Raw genomic sequence first — 17,920 nt, 5'->3', positions numbered from 1 at the left:
TCTGTCTCATAATTACAATTACAAGCAAGCTGCAATGATTAGCGCGCCTACGACATGTAATGATCCTGCCACCAGAGCATAAGACATGTTTCCTTGCTTCGTTCCCTCTTCCAAATTCATACTGAACAGGCCGCGGAACAAGACTCGGAAAATCAGCTCCAGAATAAGCAGAATGACAAAGGATACGACAGACATAAGCAGTGCTTCGCCCAAGCTATATGCGACTTTGATCGAGCTGGACAGTATGTACCCTTGTGAGAAGAGCTTCATAATGAACCGCGTCGTCACTGCCACATTCCCCTGCCTCATTTCGTGAACATCCTTATAGCCGGTAAATAGAGAATCCACGAACATGAGCAAGAACAGCAGCAGCGCTCCTGTCCCCGTCCAGACGGCAATGCCCGTAATATTATCCATCGTGATATTAAGTCTTTCCAAGCATAATCCTCCTTCATGCTAACATGGTCATCATACGACTATGCAGCATAATTGCATGTCCCATATTGTCTAATTGATGGAAGAAAGACGCTTGCCTGACACAAGCGTCTTCTCGAAATCATTACTCGGCAGGTTTTTCATACTTTTTCATAATCGCCGCCAACTCGTCTTCCACACCTTTGTCTTTACTTAAGCTGGCAAATTCGTCATCCAGCGATTTGGAGCCGGAACCGCGCATTTCATTGCTGGCTTCCGCTTGCGCTTCCATTTGAAGCATTTTGTCTTCCATACGCTTCAGACCGGACATTGCGGTGTCTGAGCTGAAGCCCGCCATCGCTTTATTAATTTCGGTCTGCGCCTTCGCAGCGTTGAACCGGGCAACGAGCGTTTCGCGCTTATTTTTCATATCAGAGTATTGTTTGCGCATTTCTTCCAGCTTGGCACGCAATTGATCTGCAGATGCCTTATTCTGGTCGTAGCTCGTCTTGTACTCATCCATCTTCTGCTCAGCAGATTTTTTCTCTTCCAGCGCGCGGCGCGCCAAGTCCAGATTCTCTGCTTGAACAGCAATATGAGCTTGCTCTTCGCGTTTCTGCACAAGTGCGGCTTGCTCTTCATACGATTGCTTGAACCGCTTCTCGATCGCGATTTGCTGTGCCACGGCACGCTCTGCTTCTTCCAGATCCTCCTGCATGTCACGCAAATATTGATCAGTCATCTTAATGGGATCCTCTGCCTTCTCAATCAAGGCGAAAATGTTGGACATTGTTACATCACGTAAACGTTTAAATAATGACATTGTATCGTTTCCTCCTTTAGAATCATAGACCTTGAAACGAAAATCCATTATCTATGATATTATGTCTCAATACCCATACATACGAATTATTTCGTTAGTTGTTTCAAAAAATTATACCTTTCAAATTCGGCTTCCACAAGCTCACACACAATTACGTCACAAGCCGCCTCTCACTCCCCCATTTCTACATGCTCAGAACGCAGCAACAACGTCACGAACTGAATTCATAATGAATGCGCAAATAGGCTAAAATCACGCATTCGCTGCTGACCATGTTGCTTGATCCACCTCTTAGCACCGCTCTCCCCTTACCTCAGTGAGCTCTTCATGACGCATCAGAACGTGATTATTATATGGAGCATTAACTACTCATCGAACTCTTAGAATCCTCGGCTGTGCGGCTTCTGAACGACTGGAAGAGTGAGCATATACTAAAAGACGTATTTCCCTTCGCAATCTATTCCATATTTTTTATATAATCAAAGAGAAAGAGCGCCTCAATCAGGCGCTCCCTATTCGAACTTAATACCGTTGTCTTCTCAGTTACACTTTACATGCACAAGTTCACAACAGTGTATTCAATTCCAGCAAAAACCGTTTCCACACTTTGTCGACGACCATATCAATGTCCGCCGCCGTCAAATTATCGTAATGGATGCCTGCCACGACCGTGACTGTCGTCTTCAAGAATTGCGCCGCCTGCAACGCCATCGGCCCGGTTAACACATGTTCCTTGTGGCCGGGGACGGGGATCGTCTTTACTTTCCACTCTCCATCATCCTTCGAAGCAGTCGATACCGCGCCGATATGCGGGTCACCGCCGGTAATCGCAAACATCCAGTCTCTCCCGACCTGTAAAACCTGAATGCTCAAGTCGTCTCCATAAAAAGAGGCGGAAGCCAACTGCTCCAGCTTGTCGGCCTGCTCTTCCATAGCGGCATTCACGTACCCTGCACCAGCGTCATTCGTCATCAATTGCAGCACCTCTTTATTTACAACGATCCCTCGATCTTATTGAATAATGCCGCGGATTTCATCTAAGCTTTGAATATTTTCCAGCTCCATGAAGCTGCGGATGCCTGCAAGCAGTTCCTCGCCAGCGCGCAAGTTCATAAAGTTATAGGTTCCGACTTGCACTACCTCGGCACCAGCCATAATGAATTCGATGACATCCGAGGCGGAAGCGATGCCGCCCATGCCCATGACCGGAATCGTCACTTGCTGCGCCACTTGATGCACCATCCGAAGCGCGATAGGTTTAATGGATGGTCCGGACAAGCCCGCGTACATATTATGGAATACGCTGCGGCGCTGATATATATCGATCTTCATGCCAGAGAACGTATTGATTAGTGAGACGCATTCCGCTCCTTCACCTTCACACATGACAGCCATATCTACGATATTCTCAGCGTTCGGCGACAGCTTCACAGCAAGCGGAAGCGACGTCACTTGCCGCACCTCGCGAATGACCTCTCGCGCCACAGCTGTCTTAACACCGAAGGCCATTCCGCCTTCCTTCACGTTTGGACATGAGATATTCAATTCAATCATATCGACGGCACGTTGATTTTGTTTGCGGCGTTCTTCCGCATCTTTCGTTATTTTCAGCGCGCCAAGTACATATTCTTCAATATTGCTGCCGCCAAGGTTAGCGATTTTAACAGGCTCAATCGTCTCCCAGAACTTCATTTCGTCTTCCAGAAATGCGTCAATGCCCGGATTTTCAAGTCCCACACTGTTCAACATACCGCCAGCCGTCTCCCAGACGCGCGCGCCTGGATTGCCCTTGCGGGGATGCAGCGTAAGACCTTTGCATGAGATGCCGCCCAATTTATTAATGTCATACAGCTTGGCATACTCCTGTCCAAATCCGAAGGTGCCAGATGCCATAACAATCGGATTATTGAACGGTATGCCCGCTACATTACAAGCTAAGTTCCGCATGCCATTCCACCTCCTCCGCCAAAAATACTGGCCCATCTGCGCAAACTTTGCGGTTGCCGTTCTTGTTCATGACCGAACATACATAGCAAGCGCCGATGCCGCAAGCCATACGCTTCTCGAAAGATACGTACACCTTCGTATCCAGTCCTTCCGCCATGAGGGCGGCCGCTTTCATCATGCCGAGCGGACCGCACACGAGCACATTGTCATACTTTTTCATGTCCAAATCGTAGAGCAAATTTCCATTTACACGCACGATAAGTTCATTTGCATAGGGTTCATATGCTTCGGTCATATAAGATTGGCCGCGAAATCCGAGATAAATATCCGGATTGTCCAGCTGCTTCGCCGTATAGAGCAACGGCGCGATTCCAATTCCCCCGCCGACTAACGCCGTACGGCCTTGAACGTCGGGAAAGCCGTTGCCGAACGGACCTTCCAATTGAATGGAATCACCGGCACGTAACAATGCGAACAGTCGGGTGCCTTCCCCTGCAATCTTATACAGGAATTGAATACAGTCTTTCTCCATATTGCAAATGCTGATTGGACGGGAAAGTACGGGTGCTTGGTTCCAAGCCCGCAGCATATAGAACTGCCCCATACGGGCTTGAAATTGTCCCTCCACCGTCATGAGGTAAATGCCTTCAGAGATGCGTTCGTTGGAAAGAATCGTGTACACGGGTATGCTCCTTTTTTAGCTTTAACAACTACTACTATGCCTGTTTCCGGAACAAAGCATCTGTGAGAATCATCACAAATGAAAGCAAATGTGACAAGGGTTGCGCAAATTTTCAGAATATTAGCAACAAGTTCTAGGTAAGCGAATTACTTTCCATTTTATTATTGGATCAACCGTATGCGAACATTTCCCTTTTATGACAAGCAGTTCATGAGCATATTTCCCTTTCGTCAAGGACATAACAAGAACAAGGAACATTAACGGGAAAGGGGAAAGATTCCATGCGTAAATGGTTATTTAGCTTAGTCATGCTCTGTTTGTTATGTACGACCGGTTGCTTCCCGCGTTCACGTGATGCTGCACCCCCAACATCGCCTTCACAACCAACGCCGTCATCTGCCGTTGAATCCGCTCGGCCATCTGGAAGTCATTCCCCCTGGAATCAGGATCCTAACTCGATATGGCCGCGTTCGATCGGCCTGAATACGGACGGCTCTACCGCAAGTCCGTTAACATTATCCTTACCGAAGAAGGAAGAGCGCAAGCAAGAACGCCGTATCCTACGCTTCACGATAAATACCGCAAACAAAAAACAGTTAGAACATAAAGCAGCGAACAAGAAAGATACAAAAAATAACACTCACTCCAAAGAACGAACATGGAACAAGTCTTCTGAAGTCAGATCGACTTCCCAAAGTTCACAATCCAGCTTAAATAAGCGACAGAATCTGTCCATTGCCCAGCTCAGAATGAAATATCCGCATATATTCAAGCTGCGCGGCAAGGCTCAAGGCTCCCGTCAAGTCGCACTCACATTCGACGATGTTCCCGATAACCGAGCCACACCGTTAGTATTGGATATTTTGAAGGAGCATAACATACGAGCTACTTTCTTTCTCGTCGGTTCCCGTGCGAAAGCACATCCCGAGCTTGTTCAACGAATTGTGCGTGAAGGTCATATCATCGGTAATCATTCGTATAATCACCCATTGTTAACCAAGCTGACGTTACCTGCATTTGAACATCAATTGAAAGATACAGAACGTGTTATTGAACAAATCGTCGGATATAAACCGCGTTATTTTCGACCGCCTTATGGTGAAATTAGTGAGAAACAGCTGCGTTGGGCAGGTGACCATGGTTATCTGGTCGTGAATTGGGACGTCGATTCGAATGATTGGCGCGGATTAAGCGCATCGCAAATTATCCGCAACGTAGTGAACGGGGTGTCACCCGGTTCGATTGTGCTGCAGCATGCAGGCGGCAGTGCGCACAACGGGTACTTGCAAGGCACAGTTAAAGCGTTACCTGCAATTATCAATCGTCTGAAGGCTCAGAATTACGAGTTCGTTACGGTATCCGAGCTGTTGCAAGATCGTAAAGAGAAGCGGGATGATTGAGCGGAAGGGCTTTGTCAAGAAAAGGAGGCCGCCTGCCGCGCGGTGCGGCAAACGGCCTCTTATCAGTCACCGTGGCAATAATGAGAGCTTGCTTGTAACTTGAAATGTCTGTCAGCGGTTGATTTGGAAGTTATCGATATTGATTCGTTTGCCTGAAACTCCGGCAACGACAATTTTGAACCGGACGGCCCCCGTCTCGTTCACCTCGATCGTCTTATCGGCCAAGCTGGCGCCGCTGTTGTACGATTCTCCAACATCGCTCCATGTGGAACCGCCGTCCGTCGACTTCTGCAGCTTCCAGACCGCGCCGGTGTCATTGCCGAAGTTGGCATGTTGCAATGTGACACTCTCGGCCCCTTCCACATCATCATTCATGGCAATGAACCCGGCTGCGCGAATGCGGGCCGATTTGGCTCCGTTCTTCTTGTCATTCGGCAGGTCGCCGATGAGCGCATTATCAAACAGCCATAATCCGCTGTCGAGCGTCACGGTGCCAGCCGCATAAGCTCCTTTGCTGCCGGACTCGAATCCTTCTCCATCTCCGGTTGGAGGCTCGCCGGGTGACGAAGAATCATACCCGTAAGAGCCCTGCTTGAACGTGGATGAATCCCACCATTTATATCCTGAAGCCGGGCTGGCCCAAGGCTCGGGTTTCGGTTCCACGGAACTCTGCGGCGACTCCTGCGCCAACAGTGCGGTTGGTTGATCCAAAGTAAGTCCGGGCACTTGGCTTAATGAAGTATAACTCTCTTTTACAGACAACCAGTTCACTATATTGACCAACAGCTTATCATTGTCCCGTTCGTAAAAGCCGTCGTATGTTTTCTTTGCTGCGCCATTTTCCTCCCGCAAATACTTCGGCGTGCTGTCCTCCACCGGAGAAGAATCACCGATAACGGCTGCTTTCCCCAGACCGGCCTTGGCAATCGCCGCATATGGGCCTTCCGCCAAGCCACCGCCGTTATACACGCCTTGGTCGACTGCGTTGGGCCACGCTTTGTTGGTTGCTGCAATATACACAATCCCCTTCGCCTTGGCAGGATCTGTAATCGCTAAAGTCGAGCCGGCATGCATAGTCACGGTCTTCACATTCTCAGTGATGCCAAAGGCTTGGGGCGAGGGCACAATGTAGTCGGAGTTGATATCGCCAAGGGCATTATAGCGAATCCGTATGCCGAAGTTATCCGCCAGCCAATCCGAGCTTGATACATTCTGCATTGCTGCAGATTGGCGTTCCTCCGCACTCATGCCTGCCGTCGGATCCTGCCATGCTCCGCGACGGTACCCATTGAACACTTCCGAAGCATCCCAACGGTTTTTGTTGCGATCTGCGTTATAGTGGTCAGCGATGAAGAAAATGCTGCCTCCATTGTGCACATACTGCGCCATTGCCTGTTGTTCGGACGTTTTGAAGGGAATATTCGCTTCCGGAATGACAAAAACATTAGCATTTTCCAGATCGTTCAGCGCAATCGGTTCTTTTTTGCGCAGTTCCTTGACGTGGTAGCCTTCCTTAGCCAGAGCTGAGGCAAAATCGGAAAAAGCCCCATCAATGACCCAGTCCGCGGCACCGGCCGTCTGTCCGTGCGCGTTATCGAACAATACGGTTTTCCCGTTAGGAACGCCAACGGGTTGAAGCACCGGCGCCGGATCCGACGGCCCTTCGGCCAGGACGGAGCTGACTGGCATCATAAGGCTGAACATCAAGCCAACGATCAGCAGCAAGCGCCCAATACGTTTACTCGTAATCATGAAATTCCCCTCCTCTTCAGTTACGAAAGTTCCAGCGGACTTTTTCCGCAGCCGGAAGCTTTCAACTATAAATTTCTTGCAGCATATGAGCATCCCGGAAGACTTACAGAGCCGCACTCCTTCTTGCTGCGCTTCTATAGCGTATCATGAAAGGCAGCAGTTTCATGATAAAATTATGTAAATTTTATCCACACTACTTTTGTGTAATGATTTTGTTAATCTGTGGCGGCAGCGAAGGAATCATTTCGTTCGCATCGAATAAGGTTTTATATCGAGCAGGCATTGGAAAACAGGGATTTGCCAACAACAGTGATAAAAGTTCATCGCGACATCCCAGCATGAAAATCTCTTATAGGAGGTCATCCGTAATGCGCGAATCATTCACCTTGACGATATGGGCCACAAGCGATGTGCATGGCCACATGCTGCCCACACGGTACGCTGACAACGCCCCCGAAGAATTGGGTCTGCTAAAGCTCGCTTCACGGATTCGGCAGGTCCGCGCAGACAAGGAGCATTTTCTTCTCATCGATAACGGCGACCTTCTGCAAGGAACACCTTTGGCTACTTATCATGCCCGGTTCGATCCGCAGTCCCCCAATCCGATGATTGCCGCCTTGAATCGTCTTAAATATGACGCATTCATCCCGGGCAACCACGAATTTAATTTCGGTCTTGATTTTGTGAAAAAAGCGCAGCGCGAATCTTCGTTTCCCTGGTTGGCGGCCAACATTGTGCGAGAGGATACGGGAAAACCATACTTTGGCGACCCTTACTTCATAACGGAATTTGCTGGCGGGCTGCGCGCAGCCGTGCTCGGACTGACCACCCGTTTCACCCCACATTGGGAACTGCCTGAGCATATCGCTGGCCTGCATTTCCTGCCGGCTGTAGAAGCCGCCAAGCAGTGGGTGCCTGAATTACGGAGCTGTAAAGGAGCCGACATCGTTATCATCGCTTATCACGGCGGTCTGGAAAGAGATTTACGCACGGGAGCTGCTCTCGAGGAGGATACGGGGGAAAATGAAGGCTCACGGATATGCGCAGAAGTGGAAGGCATCGACGTGCTCATTACCGGACATCAGCACCGGACCATTGCCAGCGGCAATATCGGGGACACTATTGTTGTTCAACCGGGAAGTCAAGGCCGGTACGCGGCCGAAATTGAATTGCTTCTTACTCGTCAAGATGGCCGCTGGCTCGTCAGCGAGAAACGCTCTCAGTTGATTGCCGCGGCAGGCGCTGAAGCCGACCGTGAGCTTAGCGAATGGATTACGCCTTACGAAGTGAATGTCCAGCGTTGGCTTGACCGCCCCATTTGCCGAATTAACGGGGATATGCGAATACGTGATCCCCATGAGGCCCGGCTTGCCGAGCACCCTTTAATCGAGTTCATCAACCGTGTGCAGATGGACGTATCGGGCACGGATATTTCATGCACCGCCTTATTTGACGATAGCGCTGCTGGATTCGGCAATCAGGTATCCATGCGCGAAATAACCACATTTTGTCCGTATTCCAACACATTGAAGGTGTTGCGGTTGAAGGGACGCGATATCCGGGACGCTCTGGAATGGTCTGCCCGCTACTTTGCGCCATATGACGGTCAATCAGTGGCCGTTCACTCGTCCTTCCTCTATCCCAAAGCGCAGCACTACAATTATGACATGTGGGAAGGCATAGAGTATGTCATGAACGTGTCCCGACCGGTAGGCACACGTATCGTACAACTGGCACGGAACGGACAGCCCCTTGATCCGGACAAGGAATATGATGTCGCCATGAACCATTATCGCGCTTCAGGAGCCGGCGGGTTCCAAATGTTCTCCGGCAAGCCGGTCGTTCGTGATATTCCGATTGACACAGCCGAGCTTATCGCAGACTATATGATGAAGCAGGGCACAATTACCGCAACGGTAAATCATAATTGGAAGGTCATTTGGGATTGAATAGATCAGCACATAATTATGTAAAAGAGACTGCCCCTCTAGTAGTTTTCTCTACTTTCGGGACAGCCTCTTCACATTTTGGTTACTTAAGTATAATTGCAATTGTTATTTGATAATATAAACCTGCACATCTTGCACGCCGAAAGTGCTGCCGGCACTTTTGCTTACCGGAACAAAAATGTCTACCTTTTTACCTTTAATCGCCCCGCCAATATCCCGTGCCTCAGCTACGAGTCCTCCTTGCGGCAGATGCTTGAATTGATAGCCTGTAATGAACAGCTTAGTTCCGAGCGGTATCACTTTAGGGTCAACGGCAACCGTGCCCAGCTTCAATGCATTCCCGTAGAAATCTACGGCTCCCCACTCACCATTTTCGCTCGGATGCGCTGTATACGCAGTTGCGCGCATGTTCAGCTTCTTCGAATAGGTTGTCGGACGTCCCGACACTTTAACCACATTTTTAGGAGCAGTATTTGCTGCTTTCACTGTTTGTTGTGGTGTGGATCTTTTCTTGTCACCCGTTGCTTTCTTCGCTTCCTTCTGTGCCACTGCTTCAGTCTTAGCTGCCTTCTGTGCTTCTGTTGAAGCCTTCGATGCGTCATCTTTGTTGTCTCTCTCAATTGCCTTGGCAGGCAAGGAATAAGATGACGATACTTTTCCTTGAATGACTGGCGTCGGAATTTCCATTGTCAACCCGCCGTATATATTCTTCGGATTAATCAATAGATTCTCATTTACTAGAGCTTCTACGCTAATATTTTGCTTTTTAGCAATAGAGTAGAATGTATCTCCCTCTTTAGCTTGGTAGGGCTCGGCATATACCGGGATGATCTGTAAAATGGTAGCTATACCCAGTAAAGCGGCTGCGAGCTTCACAATTGTTCTTTTACGCATATGTTCCTCCTGTCAGTAGCCTGCGGGGTTAGTTGTCGGATTCGGGTTAAGGAGTTCCCCTACACCATGTCCGATCTTTCGGAATGGCGATTCACCCCAAGGTGATCATTTATTGAACACCGGTCAATCATCCCCCGTACGGGTGCTTCGTTTCGGCTTGAATTGCATCATATCACAAACTTGTAACCTGTGCGCAGGGATTTGCTGGAATTGTCTTGAAATAATGACTCCCTATGGATTTTTTCAGCGTAATTTAACGCTTAATCCTAACACTTTTGTAATTACTAGTAACAACTTTGTAATATTCGCACTTTTATAATAACATAGTTTAAAAATTTGTAAACAAATTACATATTCCAAATATCCCCTAAAGATGAACCGCATTTTAGGCGTACGTCAACCGGATGCTTGAGAATTTGAACAATCTGGTTTCACTTCATAAAAAAATCCCCATAATTAGGGGAGTGGTCATTCTGTCCAAATCCCTAACTACTGGAGATTATAGTTACTCATCGTGTTTTACAATACTTTGCTTAAAAAGTCACGTGTTCTGGAATGCTGCGGGTGCTGGAACACTTGCTCTGGCGTACCCTGCTCCACGACATCGCCGCCATCCATAAATAAAATCCGATCTCCCACCTCACGGGCAAAGCCCATTTCATGAGTCACGATGACCATCGTCATTCCTTCACTGGCGAGCGATTTCATCACTTCCAGCACTTCACCCACCATCTCCGGATCAAGAGCTGACGTAGGCTCGTCAAAAAGCATGACATGCGGCTGCATGGCGAGTGCGCGGGCAATGGCGATACGCTGCTTCTGACCGCCCGATAACTGTCCTGGATAAGCCGTGGCCTTGTCAGCCAGACCGACTTTGGTCAGCAGATCCATGGCAACCATCTCTGCCTGCTTCTTCTTCAACTGCTTCACCTTAATCGGCGCAAGCGTAATATTATTCAACACCGTCATATGCGGGAACAGATTGAACGACTGAAACACCATGCCCATCTTCTCACGCGTCTTGTTAATATTATGCTTCTTCTCATTAATCTTCGTGCCCTCGAACAAAATATCACCCTGCGTCGGCGTCTCCAACAGATTCAAACACCGCAGAAAGGTGCTCTTTCCTGAGCCGCTCGGCCCTATGACGACGACAACTTCGCCTTGTTTGATCGACATATTCATGCCTTTCAAAATATCCAATGCACCGAACGATTTATGCAAATTGCGAACCTCAATCATGACTGCTCAACTTCCTTTCCAGAGTTGCAACCGCTTTGGAAAGCGTAAAGGTAAGAATGAAATACATCATGGCCGCACCCATAAGCGGCCCCAGAGCCGTATACGTTTTACTCCGTATGACCTCGGTTTGGAACATGATGTCCGTAATGCCGATGAAGCTGACAATGGACGTTTCCTTTATAATGGTCACGAACTCGTTGCCAATCGCTGGCAGGACGTTGCGAAACGCTTGCGGCAGCACGATATGTCGCAGCGTCATCGCTTTTGACATCCCCAAAGAGCGGGCAGCCTCGGCCTGCCCTCTATCGATTGCTTGAATGCCGGCGCGGAAGATTTCGGACAAATAAGCAGAGCTGTTAATCGATACCGCGACGACTCCAGCCATAAACGGACTGAACTCGATGCCGAATTCAGTTAAACCGAAATAAATGATAAAAATTTGCACGAGAAGCGGCGTGCCTCGCACCAATTCAATATATGCGGTCGTCAGCCATTTCAATGGCTTGAAGCCGGACATTCGCACCAAGACAATAACAACGCCTAAAATGAATCCAGCCAATACGGAAAACAACGATAACAGCACCGTTATTTTCGCCCCGGATAAATAATCCCATTTAAAGTCCCATAACATTCCAAACCAATCGAGCACCGGTCTAACCCCTTTCCCATCCTTGCTCATATAGCACTATTGTGTCCAACTCATGAAAAAAGCGGCTATCCGCCGCCTTCTCCTGCCTTACTCTCCCGATTCCGCCAGCTCCGTCGCCTGCGTAATGAACTGGTCCAGCTTGCCTTCAGACTTCAGACGGTCGATTGTCTTGTTCACAGCTTCCACCAATTTCGGGCTATCCTTGCGCATGCCGACAGCATAACCGTCGCTCGCCGGCTTCAATACGACGTCAGCTACTGCCAGCTCCTTGCGATTGGCTTCATAAGATTTAGCTACTGGCTTCTCTACCAGAACCGCGTCAATACGCTTCGTTTCCAACGCTAGCACAAGGTCGTTCACCTTATTCAGCAACTCGGCTTTTGCTTCCGGAATTTGTCCGATTACATCCTCGAACGTAGAACCTTTTTGAACGCCTACCTTCAAACCTTTCATATCTTCGGGTGACTTGTATTTATCTTTGTCTTCCGCCCGTACGATGACACCAGCTTCGGCAACATAGTATGGTTTGGAGAAATCCATCGCTTTCTGGCGGTCAGGAGTCGGGTCCATGCCGCTGATGGCGATATCGATCTTTCCGGTCGGTACAGATGCGACGACAGAGTCGAACTTCATGTCCTTAATTTCAAGCGGCACTCCTAAGTCCTTCGCGATTTCCTTCGCGAGCTCAATATCAAATCCGACAATCTCGTCTTTCCCGTCGACCGTTGCGTGGAACTCGAATGGCGGATAGTCCGCGCTCACTCCGAGCACCAGCTTTTTGTTCTCCATAACTGTATCATAACGGTCGCCCTTCGCTCCGCAACCGATGAGAAGACTCATTAATAGTGTGCATATGGTAACGATTTTCAGTGCTTTCATAGATGACATCCCCGCTTCTTCTATCTATTTTACCCTATCATTTCGAAGGGCTGAACTCATTATACATGATGGTGTATACTTATACAATCCTTCTTTTCAATAATTTTTCATAGCGGCGCTTTCATCTTGCCGAAACCTTCCTATGATATAATACAATGGTTGATAATACCATAGCTGTGATGAGGAGATTGATTTCTGTAGATCCAAAAGTGCGTATTTTGAAAACCATTTATTCCTAACATACCATTTAATACAAATCTCTTAGTTTATCGGAACACATCTGGAATTGGGGAATGAAGTATTTCAAGCGCATGAACAGTCAACCCAATATTTAACAAGTCATAATTTTACATCACAACACCAAGTATTATCGATTCCTACTGCCTTCATTGCATCATACAGCAGCAAGAAGACTGGGCCTATCGTTGCATTTTATGTGAATATGATGCATTGCCCGACATCGGTCATGCCTGCTGACATCATCTCATCCGCACGATGAGCGAGGGGGGGGCGCAATTAGAGCTTCTCTCCCCGTTCATTCATTCGCTTATTTTGCATCATCGCTGAGCTCTGTCTATTCTGTAGCTGGCGCTTGCTTCACTGGAAATTTCACATTAATTAAAGTCTTCCCAGGTTCCGATTGAATCATTAACTGGCCTTGATGTCGATGCACAATACTATAGCAGATCGATAGTCCCAGACCTGTACCTTCCGCCTTCGTCGTTACAAATGGAGTTCCCGCAGACTCGAGCACTTTCTCTTCAAAGCCGGAGCCCTCATCCTCCACCTCTAACCATACTGACTCCTCTTCATAACGAGTTCGTATGTACAGCGATTGATTTGCATCCATTGCCTCCAATCCGTTGCGAATCAGATTATGGAGCAACTGGCGAATCTCTTTCTCATCCATTTCTAGCGCTGGAGTCTGCTGGAGATCCAAGTGGATATATTGACAATTTGCCGTCGCTGTCGCTTGGACAAGCGGATAAATGTGAGATATGACATCGTTTAATGACTTGAAACGGAATTGTACGAACTTGTGCTGCGCAAGCGTTAAATATTCGGTAATAATCGTATTCGCCCGCTCTATCTCTTCTATCATCGTATCGAAATAGACATGCTCCTTGGCGTGTTCAGGCTTGCTTCGCAGCAGTTGCAGAAAGCCCCGTACCGTCGTTAACGGATTGCGGATCTCGTGGCTGAGGGCCGCTGCCATCTCCCCGACGATCTTCAATGAGCTCATACGCTTCATTTCTTGTTCAATTTGCACCTGCTTTCGCAGCGCTTCCGTCATGCGATTCATATGCTCGCCCAGCTGCCTGAATTCATTGTTCGTCTCGATGCGCAGCATGCCGTTGTAATTACCGACGGCAATTCGGGAAGAAGCAGACACGAGCTGATGAAGCGGCTTCGCAATTAACTGACGCACCCAGACGGCTACGAGTAAATAGATGGCGAGGACAAGCAACAAAAAGGTGGCGACTGAAATCATCGATAGGTTCACGAAGACCTCATCGACGACAGCAACAGGAAGCATAATCATTGCACTCCACGCCGGTTCTGATAGACGCACAGAAAAAACGTACATTTTCTGATCATGATATTTCGTTATTACGACCGTTTCTTTTTGCCCCTTAATCTCATTGATGATAGGTACCAACTCGGTAGCAGAGTCAATATTATTGTTGGAAAAGTTAGTCTCTTTGTCATCCGTATCGTATAAAATGTCACCTTCGTTCGTAATTAATAAAATTTTGCTGGTCGGATGTATCGTTAGTTTGGAGGCAATCTGTTGCAAGTCACCATATCGAATATCGACACCGGCCACACCAATCACTCGGCCTCTCTCATCGGTAACCGGCGTGCTGATCGAAATAATTGGGAGGTTCACATAAGGGTCCATGTACGGCGAAGTGATATAAGTGCCATTCTTCTTCACCGCACCATGATAAAAGTCGTATCGAGGATCGTCTCGGAATTGGGGTAATGATTCATCGATGTAATTCGTTTGATATAAATTAGACAAGCGTCCTTCTTTATTGTTTCCATACCAAGAAGCGAACCGTCCTTGCTTCTCATAGTCGGATTGCATGGAGAACCAGTATCCGAACACGAGTTCATTCGGCTGGCGGGCGTACATTTCGGTCACATCGTTCAGGTCAGACTTGATATTGCGGGAAGAAGCATAAATCCCTTGGATAACACGGGCATAGGTTTCCACCATCTGCCGATGGTGGCGAATGGCCGCTTCCGCTTCGTGAGCGGCCATTTTTACTTGATTCATGTAGTTCTCTTCCGTGTTGTTCCGAATCGTCGAGCGTACGGCTTCGTAGGAGAAGACGAAAATAATGGCAATCGCTGCAGCGACGGATACAACAATATGAATAATCATTTGCCGAGGAATCGTTCTATTCATAGCATCCTCCGAATTCGAATACGCCTGGATCGATGTCGGTTACAATCTGGATGAAATGTATAAGCGCAGCTCTTCAAGATCAAACGGTTTAGAAAAAAATCCAATTGCGCCCGCTGCTTTCGCTTCATTCACCTTCTCGGTATCGCTATATGCGGACATCATAATCACTTCTGTACTCGGACGCATCGTCCGTATCGTTCGCAACACGTCAAGTCCACTCTGGTCGGGCAAGCTTACATCCATTAACACGATACGGCTTGGGCACTGGCGCAACAGCTCCAGAGCCTGAGCTCCTGTTTCCGCTTCCAGCACTTCACAGGGAAAGTCATGAAGCGCCTCTCTCAACAACACTCGAATCGGATATTGATCTTCCACGATAAGTAAAGAGAAATGACTCTTATGTACGTCTTCTACAGAAGCATCATCTGACACGGAAGCAGAGCCCTTCCATTCTACAGGCTGTGGTTCATTCGAGACGGCTCCTCTTCGCTTTACATATTTGAAATACAAATAGATTAAAAAAGGGACAGAAGCAGCACAGATGACGAACAAAAACAATCCCATAACCTATCCTCCTTCCAATGAGGACGACAAGAATCGAATAATTGCGACATCTTGTCGCAATATTGATCTCATTATAGTATGTTTTGTCGATTGAAGATACGAAAATTTACCTTAAATTTCACAAAAAAAGACTTTTGCATGAAAGTGAACATACAAAAGTCATATTTTCTAACTTTTTTCCTCATCCACGATCTGTAGTTCCGGCATCATACGCACTGGGAGCGTTACGATGACCGTCGTGCCGACATCCAGTTCACTCTCGATTGTCATTTCACCGCCATGGGCTTTCACCAATTCGAACGTAATGGCCAAGCCTAACCCGGTTCCGCCATGACTCGGATTTACTTGGTAAAATTTATCCATCACTTTCGCCAGATGCTCATGGCTAATCCCGATGCCTTGGTCGACAATTCGCACGACTGCCTTCTCTTCATCCCATGTCGTGTGCACCGTAATAACCGATTCTTTTGGAGAGAACTTGATGGCATTGTCGATGAGATTCAGAAATACTTGTTTTAATCGATTGGTATCGGCATTCAACGGAATCTCGGTCCCGCGGACTCGCTCTTCGAGCGAAATCTGTTTTTGTTCCGCCTTCTTCTTCACTTGCAGCATCGTATCTTCAATGACATTGGCCAACGATACCGGATGCCAGTGGAACTGCAGCTTGTTCTGCTGCAGCTTGGAGAAATCGAGCAGGTCTTCGACAAGGCCGATCAGGCGATCCGTCTCCTTCGAGATGACGTTCATACCTAGCTTCGTCTCTGCTTCATCGTATTGTCCGGAAAGCAGCGTCTCGCTCCAGCCTTTAATTCCCGTTAATGGTGTCCTCAGTTCGTGAGATATGGAAGATATAAAGTCATTCTTAAGCTGGTTGCTCCGCACAATTTCGTGCGCCATAAAATTAAGCGTCTTCGCGAGCTCACCCAGTTCATACTTATAGCCTTCTTTAATTCGAATGTCGAACTGCCCTCGAGCCATCTGTGCGGATGCGGCCGTAATCTCGTTGACTGGCTTCACGATAGAATTCGCCAATCCCAAGCTGATGACGAGCACGACGATAAGGACCGCAATTGAGACAATGATGGACAAGAGCACTATGCCGTTAATTCGGTCATTCACCAATTCTAACGAGGTCACCAGCCGAAGCACGTAGACAATGTCGCCACGCACTAGAAGCGGAGCCGATACTGCCATGACGGCTTCGCCGGTACCCGGCTGCTTCCCGGTCCATTGATTGATATTCCCGTTTAGCGCGCTTATGACATCGGAAGTGGTGACTGGTGTGTCCACTTTGAACTCGTTCGAAGTGACCAGAACCTTCCCGCTGCGATTCAAGATTTGAACTTCGGCGTTATCTAGTTTAAATAGCTTCAATAGCTCGGTAAGCCACCCTTGATCGTCTTCGTTCGAACCTAGACTCAAATAACGTTGATAATACGAGGTAGTTACGGCCGAATGATACGTCAGATGATTCGATACCGACTCATAATAGTACGTCCGTACGGAAATTAAAAAAATGGCTTCTAAAATAAGCATCGTCAAAAATACAACGATGAAATAATGCAGTACGACCGAACGGCGTATGCCGGGTTTTATCATGAAGAAGTTCCTTTCCATTTATACCCGTGTCCCCATACGGTTTCCATATACTTCGGCGCAGATGGCTCATCTTCTATTTTCTGCCGCAAACGGCGGATGTTAACGTCAACGATTTTGGGATCACCCATGTAATCTTTTCCCCACACATGATCCAACAATACGTCACGGCTTAACGTCATGTCCTCTTTTTCCATGAAGAACTGCACTAAGGAGAACTCTGTCGGTGTTAAATCAATAGCTTCGTTCAATTTCGAGAACCGTTTGGCTATCAGATCTAACGTAAACGGACCCGAATGATATACTACCTTCTGTGCCGACTGCTGGTACGAATTCACCCTGCGCAGTAAAGACTGAATCCGCGCGACAAGCTCTGTCGGACTGAACGGCTTGCTTACATGATCGTCCGCACCAACGGAAAGGGCATAGACCTTATCCTGCTCCTGAACCTTCGCCGTCAAGAAAATAATGCCCAATCGTTCATTATGCTCCCTGACGCGGCGGCACACTTCAAACCCGTCGATGCCTGGCACCATGACATCAAGCAACGCAATATCGATGGTCGGATCATTCATTATCATTTGGAATGCATCGTTGCCATTGTCGGCTTCCACGACATCAAAGCCATTGCGCTTCAAATTGATGACAATAAAGCTGCGGATGGATTCTTCGTCTTCGAGGATTAGTATTTTCGTCATCGTTTCCGTCTC

At 47.9% G+C, this 17,920-nt stretch carries 16 protein-coding genes and 1 riboswitch; of the genes, 2 read left to right on the top strand and 14 right to left on the bottom strand.

What is annotated here, in order from left to right:
- Positions 1 to 18: 18 nt before the first annotated feature.
- The 5 genes from A372_RS0126365 to A372_RS0126345 form a co-directional block, all read right to left on the bottom strand.
- Entirely contained in the window at positions 19 to 423 is a 405-nt protein-coding gene (locus tag A372_RS0126365; RefSeq protein WP_026011306.1) for a DUF350 domain-containing protein, read from the bottom strand.
- 136 nt (positions 424 to 559) lie between these two features.
- Complete coding sequence (locus A372_RS0126360; protein ID WP_019423924.1) at positions 560 to 1,237, bottom strand: PspA/IM30 family protein; 678 nt, start codon at positions 1,235 to 1,237, stop codon at positions 560 to 562.
- A 564-nt stretch (positions 1,238 to 1,801) separates the two neighbouring features.
- Positions 1,802 to 2,209 carry a prenylated flavin chaperone LpdD gene (locus A372_RS0126355; RefSeq protein ID WP_019423923.1) on the bottom strand — a complete coding sequence of 136 codons (408 nt, stop codon included), beginning with the start codon at positions 2,207 to 2,209 and terminating at the stop codon, positions 1,802 to 1,804.
- A gap of 39 nt (positions 2,210 to 2,248) precedes the next feature.
- Entirely contained in the window at positions 2,249 to 3,184 is a 936-nt protein-coding gene (locus tag A372_RS0126350) for a dihydroorotate dehydrogenase (RefSeq protein ID WP_026011305.1), read from the bottom strand.
- Complete coding sequence (locus tag A372_RS0126345; protein WP_019423921.1) at positions 3,165 to 3,866, bottom strand: dihydroorotate dehydrogenase electron transfer subunit; 702 nt, start codon at positions 3,864 to 3,866, stop codon at positions 3,165 to 3,167. Before A372_RS0126345 ends, A372_RS0126350 begins: the two co-directional genes overlap by 20 nt.
- Before the next feature lie 281 nt (positions 3,867 to 4,147).
- Between A372_RS0126345 and A372_RS36725 the strand changes: the two genes are divergently transcribed.
- Positions 4,148 to 5,266 carry a polysaccharide deacetylase family protein gene (locus A372_RS36725; RefSeq protein ID WP_019423920.1) on the top strand — a complete coding sequence of 373 codons (1,119 nt, stop codon included), beginning with the start codon at positions 4,148 to 4,150 and terminating at the stop codon, positions 5,264 to 5,266.
- A gap of 111 nt (positions 5,267 to 5,377) precedes the next feature.
- Here the strand turns inward: A372_RS36725 and A372_RS0126335 are convergent, their stop codons facing one another.
- On the bottom strand, positions 5,378 to 7,018 hold the full coding sequence (locus A372_RS0126335; RefSeq protein WP_019423919.1) for a hypothetical protein: 1,641 nt from the start codon (positions 7,016 to 7,018) through the stop codon (positions 5,378 to 5,380).
- Between the two features lie 368 nt (positions 7,019 to 7,386).
- Here A372_RS0126335 and A372_RS0126330 point away from each other — a divergent pair, with 368 nt between their 5' ends.
- Positions 7,387 to 8,967 (top strand): bifunctional metallophosphatase/5'-nucleotidase, encoded by a 1,581-nt coding sequence (locus tag A372_RS0126330; RefSeq protein WP_019423918.1) that lies wholly within the window; start codon positions 7,387 to 7,389, stop codon positions 8,965 to 8,967.
- Positions 8,968 to 9,072: 105 nt separating this feature from the next.
- Here A372_RS0126330 and A372_RS0126325 read toward each other — a convergent pair whose 3' ends face one another.
- The 8 genes from A372_RS0126325 to A372_RS0126290 all read right to left on the bottom strand — a co-directional run bounded on the left by A372_RS0126325 (position 9,073) and on the right by A372_RS0126290 (position 17,908).
- Positions 9,073 to 9,861 (bottom strand): 3D domain-containing protein, encoded by a 789-nt coding sequence (locus tag A372_RS0126325; protein ID WP_019423917.1) that lies wholly within the window; start codon positions 9,859 to 9,861, stop codon positions 9,073 to 9,075.
- Position 9,862: 1 nt separating this feature from the next.
- A riboswitch (cyclic di-AMP (ydaO/yuaA leader) is annotated at positions 9,863 to 10,029 on the bottom strand.
- Between the two features lie 351 nt (positions 10,030 to 10,380).
- Positions 10,381 to 11,103 (bottom strand): amino acid ABC transporter ATP-binding protein, encoded by a 723-nt coding sequence (locus A372_RS0126320; RefSeq protein ID WP_019423916.1) that lies wholly within the window; start codon positions 11,101 to 11,103, stop codon positions 10,381 to 10,383.
- Entirely contained in the window at positions 11,096 to 11,752 is a 657-nt protein-coding gene (locus A372_RS0126315; RefSeq protein WP_019423915.1) for an amino acid ABC transporter permease, read from the bottom strand. Before A372_RS0126315 ends, A372_RS0126320 begins: the two co-directional genes overlap by 8 nt.
- Positions 11,753 to 11,839: 87 nt before the next feature.
- Complete coding sequence (locus A372_RS0126310; RefSeq protein ID WP_019423914.1) at positions 11,840 to 12,631, bottom strand: transporter substrate-binding domain-containing protein; 792 nt, start codon at positions 12,629 to 12,631, stop codon at positions 11,840 to 11,842.
- Positions 12,632 to 13,205: 574 nt separating this feature from the next.
- Entirely contained in the window at positions 13,206 to 15,047 is a 1,842-nt protein-coding gene (locus tag A372_RS0126305; protein ID WP_019423913.1) for a sensor histidine kinase, read from the bottom strand.
- Positions 15,048 to 15,086: 39 nt separating this feature from the next.
- Positions 15,087 to 15,611: a response regulator gene (locus tag A372_RS34785; protein WP_019423912.1), complete on the bottom strand. Its 525-nt coding sequence runs from the start codon at positions 15,609 to 15,611 to the stop codon at positions 15,087 to 15,089.
- A gap of 168 nt (positions 15,612 to 15,779) precedes the next feature.
- Entirely contained in the window at positions 15,780 to 17,213 is a 1,434-nt protein-coding gene (locus tag A372_RS0126295; protein WP_019423911.1) for a sensor histidine kinase, read from the bottom strand.
- Complete coding sequence (locus A372_RS0126290) at positions 17,210 to 17,908, bottom strand: response regulator transcription factor (RefSeq protein WP_019423910.1); 699 nt, start codon at positions 17,906 to 17,908, stop codon at positions 17,210 to 17,212. The genes A372_RS0126295 and A372_RS0126290 overlap by 4 nt, the downstream gene beginning before the upstream one ends.
- Between the last annotated feature and the right edge of the window lie 12 nt (positions 17,909 to 17,920).

This window comes from Paenibacillus sp. OSY-SE, assembly GCF_000283315.1.
GTDB lineage: Bacteria > Bacillota > Bacilli > Paenibacillales > Paenibacillaceae > Paenibacillus_B > Paenibacillus_B profundus.
Note: the sequence above shows the minus strand (reverse complement) of the source record. Positions and strands in the feature narration are given on the sequence as shown.

Coding starts and splice junctions, on each gene's coding strand:
- A372_RS0126360 (WP_019423924.1), bottom strand. CDS start 1,237: ATGTCATTATTTAAACGTTTACGTGATGTAACAATGTCCAACATTTTC.
- A372_RS0126355 (WP_019423923.1), bottom strand. CDS start 2,209: ATGACGAATGACGCTGGTGCAGGGTACGTGAATGCCGCTATGGAAGAG.
- A372_RS0126350 (WP_026011305.1), bottom strand. CDS start 3,184: ATGCGGAACTTAGCTTGTAATGTAGCGGGCATACCGTTCAATAATCCG.
- A372_RS36725 (WP_019423920.1), top strand. CDS start 4,148: ATGCGTAAATGGTTATTTAGCTTAGTCATGCTCTGTTTGTTATGTACG.
- A372_RS0126335 (WP_019423919.1), bottom strand. CDS start 7,018: ATGATTACGAGTAAACGTATTGGGCGCTTGCTGCTGATCGTTGGCTTG.
- A372_RS0126330 (WP_019423918.1), top strand. CDS start 7,387: ATGCGCGAATCATTCACCTTGACGATATGGGCCACAAGCGATGTGCAT.
- A372_RS0126325 (WP_019423917.1), bottom strand. CDS start 9,861: ATGCGTAAAAGAACAATTGTGAAGCTCGCAGCCGCTTTACTGGGTATA.
- A372_RS0126320 (WP_019423916.1), bottom strand. CDS start 11,103: ATGATTGAGGTTCGCAATTTGCATAAATCGTTCGGTGCATTGGATATT.
- A372_RS0126310 (WP_019423914.1), bottom strand. CDS start 12,631: ATGAAAGCACTGAAAATCGTTACCATATGCACACTATTAATGAGTCTT.
- A372_RS0126305 (WP_019423913.1), bottom strand. CDS start 15,047: ATGAATAGAACGATTCCTCGGCAAATGATTATTCATATTGTTGTATCC.
- A372_RS34785 (WP_019423912.1), bottom strand. CDS start 15,611: ATGGGATTGTTTTTGTTCGTCATCTGTGCTGCTTCTGTCCCTTTTTTA.
- A372_RS0126295 (WP_019423911.1), bottom strand. CDS start 17,213: ATGATAAAACCCGGCATACGCCGTTCGGTCGTACTGCATTATTTCATC.
- A372_RS0126290 (WP_019423910.1), bottom strand. CDS start 17,908: ATGACGAAAATACTAATCCTCGAAGACGAAGAATCCATCCGCAGCTTT.